Raw genomic sequence first — 2,500 nt, forward strand, 5'->3', positions numbered from 1 at the left:
CGGAAACCAATGGATCTTCCGAATTTGACAAGCGAAGAAGGATCGGATTTTTAAAACGCGGATCCACGCACAAAGAACACCGTCATGCAGATTTTAAACATAGGAATTTTTGCGCATATCGACGCCGGCAAAACCACTCTCTTGGAAAGAATTCTTTTCGAGACCGGCAAAATCCGTAGACCCGGTACGATCGAAGAGGGCACCACAGAATCCGATTATTTACAGGAAGAGATCGAACGCGGGATCTCCATTCAATCTACGCTCGCGAGAGTTTTTTGGCCGAACTCAAAAGAACCGAAGGTTCTCTTTCAATTCTTAGACAATCCCGGACATCTTGACTTTCAAAGTCAGACGAGCGCTTCTCTCGTAGTCGCCGATCTCGGAATCGTTCTCATCGACGCGTTTGAAGGTCTGAAATCCCAAACCCTTCAAAACGTAGAATGGCTTCGAAAACGAAAGATTCCCATTCTATTCTTTTTAAACAAACTCGATCGAAAGGGAATCGATATCACCGATTCGCTCGTGGATCTCGAAGCGATCTTAGAAAAAGAGCCGGTTCTTCTCTGGAAAGAAGACGGAGATTTTTCGCTTTTGTCCGATCGGAGTTCCGACCCATCGCTACTTCCTTTGATCGAATGGGACGACAATCTTTCCGCAGAGTATCTGCAAAATCCGGACAACCTCGCAACTTTGGCCCGGGACGGCTTTGCGAGAGGATTCTGGAAGGGAGAATTCTTTCCCGTTCTCGGTGGTGCGGCCTTACACGGAACCGGAGTGCGGGAACTCCTCGGATCCTTGGAGCTTTTATCGAAGAGTTTACGGCCGGAGTTCCGACCTAAGGAAGAATTGGGAATCGCATTCAAACGGGAACTTCACCCCGATTTGGGAAGAATCGTCTATATCGTCGCTTCGAAGGAGTTCCCACAAAATCAGGAATTTTGGTCGATTTCTTCTCAGGGAACGATGGATTCTCTGCACTACATTTCGACAAGAGACATAGAAGAGACGAAGTCCGCTCTTGCCCGAGAAATCATCGTTGTTCCCGAGTTGCATTTGATCCAGCCGGGGGATGTTCTTTATTCTTCCCCGCAAAAAGAATACAGGTCGGAACTACAACCCATCCGAAAACAGTTTCAAATTCTTCTCGAACCCGAGGCGGCCGAGCATAGAGACGCACTTTGGAGCGCTCTTCAACAACTGATCTGGTTGGATGAGGGTTTGGAAATTAAGATTCTTCCGGAAACGGGACAGATTCAACTTTCAGGTCTTGGAGAACTTCACTTGGAAGTATCTCTTTCTCGTTTGAAGGAATTCTATTCTTATAAAGTCAACGTGAGCGGGATAAAAGTTGCAAGGTTTGAGCTTTGGAAAAAAATGGTCATACAGGGTGAATTTCAGCATACCGCGTTTGATCAAAAAATCTCAAGCGGACTGGTGCAGGCCTCTCTGGTTAGCTCTAACAGCTTCTCCAGGGATGTGCGCTTTGAAACTAAGATTACTGAAACACTAGAAGAAGCCATTACATCAGCTTTTTATGAAGTTGTGGCAAAGGGATTCAAGGGAGAAGAAATTCTCGGCTTGGATTTAATCGTTCATCGATACGATCCTCCGGATTTATCGAACGAAACTTCTTCACTTGTAAAAGTAGCCGTCATCAAAGGCTTAAAAGACATAATTCGGAATCATACGGAACTGATAGGTCCGGTTTCTCTATTAGAGATTTTGATACCAGATACATCGATGGGTGATGTGCTTGGTGTTCTTTCAAAGAGAAACGCAAAGATTCAGAGCGTAGTGTCGGTCGGTGATGGTAAGTCGCTCGTGCACGCAAAGGCTTCTACGGAAAACTTGCTTGGCTTTGCGAGCGTTCTTAGAAATATGACACAGGGAAGGGGTGTTCTGTCTCTGGACTCCCTTTTCGATTCTGAACACTATTACGTAATTACATTACTCGATTCCCGTTAGGGTTCGTTAAAAAGTAAGGAGATTAAAAGGTCGCTATGGCTAAAGAAAAATTTGATAGGTCGAAACCTCACTTAAACGTTGGTACAATTGGTCACGTGGATCATGGTAAAACAACCCTGACGGCAGCTATTACTACTTCACTTGCAAAAGCGATCGGTGGTAAGAACAAAGCTGTTGCTTATGACCAAATTGATAACGCTCCGGAAGAAAAAGCTCGTGGGATTACCATTGCTACTTCTCACCAGGAATATGAAACTGCTAACCGTCACTACGCACACGTAGACTGTCCAGGTCACGCTGACTATGTTAAAAACATGATCACCGGCGCGGCTCAGATGGACGCTGCGATCCTCGTTGTATCTGCAACTGACGGACCAATGCCACAAACTAAAGAACACATTCTTCTTGCTCGTCAGGTTGGCGTTCCTTACGTGATCGTATTCATCAACAAAGCGGACATGCTTGCTCCGGATGAAAGATCGGAAATGATTGAAATGGTTGAAATGGACGTTCGCGACCTTCTCAACAAATACAA

The 2,500-nt window shown here is 45.4% G+C and carries 2 protein-coding genes (1 of these 2 only partly in view); both read left to right on the forward strand.

All coding sequences use genetic code 11. The annotated features are described in order from the left end of the window. Window positions 1–84: 84 nt before the first annotated feature. Window positions 85–1,965, forward strand: coding sequence for an elongation factor G-like protein (locus CH367_RS02405; protein WP_100760902.1), 1,881 nt, complete (start codon window positions 85–87; stop codon window positions 1,963–1,965). A gap of 35 nt (window positions 1,966–2,000) precedes the next feature. Beyond that, window positions 2,001–2,500 carry the beginning of an elongation factor Tu gene (gene tuf / locus CH367_RS02410; RefSeq protein ID WP_100760903.1) on the forward strand. 706 nt of this gene lie beyond the right edge of the window, so 500 of the gene's 1,206 nt are visible here — the first part of the coding sequence; its start codon is at window positions 2,001–2,003; its stop codon lies off the right edge, out of view.

Origin of the sequence: Leptospira barantonii, assembly GCF_002811925.1 — a bacterium.
Classification (GTDB): Bacteria; Spirochaetota; Leptospiria; order Leptospirales; family Leptospiraceae; genus Leptospira; species Leptospira barantonii.

Bases quoted from the DNA above. Each gene is read 5' to 3' on its own strand.
- CH367_RS02405 (WP_100760902.1), top strand. From the start codon at position 85: ATGCAGATTTTAAACATAGGAATTTTTGCGCATATCGACGCCGGCAAA.